This is a genomic window from Streptomyces bugieae, assembly GCF_036352915.1.
Classification (GTDB): Bacteria; Actinomycetota; Actinomycetes; order Streptomycetales; family Streptomycetaceae; genus Streptomyces; species Streptomyces endophytica.
This window is the reverse complement of sequence record NZ_JAZBJP010000149.1, coordinates 1-458: the sequence shown is the minus strand read 5'-3', so window position 1 is coordinate 458 and position 458 is coordinate 1. Positions and strand designations below refer to the sequence as shown.

The window sequence follows — 458 nt, the reverse complement described above, 5'->3', positions numbered from 1 at the left end:
CTCCGGGACCTCTCCCGGCTCGGACTGCACCCAGCGGCCCGCGCCCTCCTCCCCCGGGATCAGGACCTCGATCCGGCCGGAGGCCGCGGCCATCACGGCGGGCGTGTCCTGGAACATGCTGCCCTTCAGGTCCCGCCACCCCTCCCACTTGCCGCTCTTGTCCTCGCGGCGGAGCATCAGGCCCCGCCCGGCGTTGCGCACCAGGATGTGCAGGGTGCCCGCCTCGTCGACCGCGCCCGTCGGCACCCCGAGCCGCGCGGCCTTGTCCCGGTCCTTGTGCGGATTGCCGAGCGAGCGCCAGGCGGTGAGCGGACGCCCCGACTGGTACTGGATCGCGTGGACCAGGTCCACGGCCGGAGGGCCGTCCGGCTTCGGCACCGAGCGGCGGCCTATGAAGTGCACATAGCCGTCGGCCCCCTGCGTGATGAAGAGGTGCGTCAGATCGGGCACCGGAAAGA

1 pseudogene is annotated in these 458 nt (G+C 72.7%); it reads right to left on the bottom strand.

Annotated elements, in window-relative coordinates:
- Positions 1–458 (bottom strand): annotated as a pseudogene (locus V2J85_RS40625) (hypothetical protein); the annotation flags it as partial.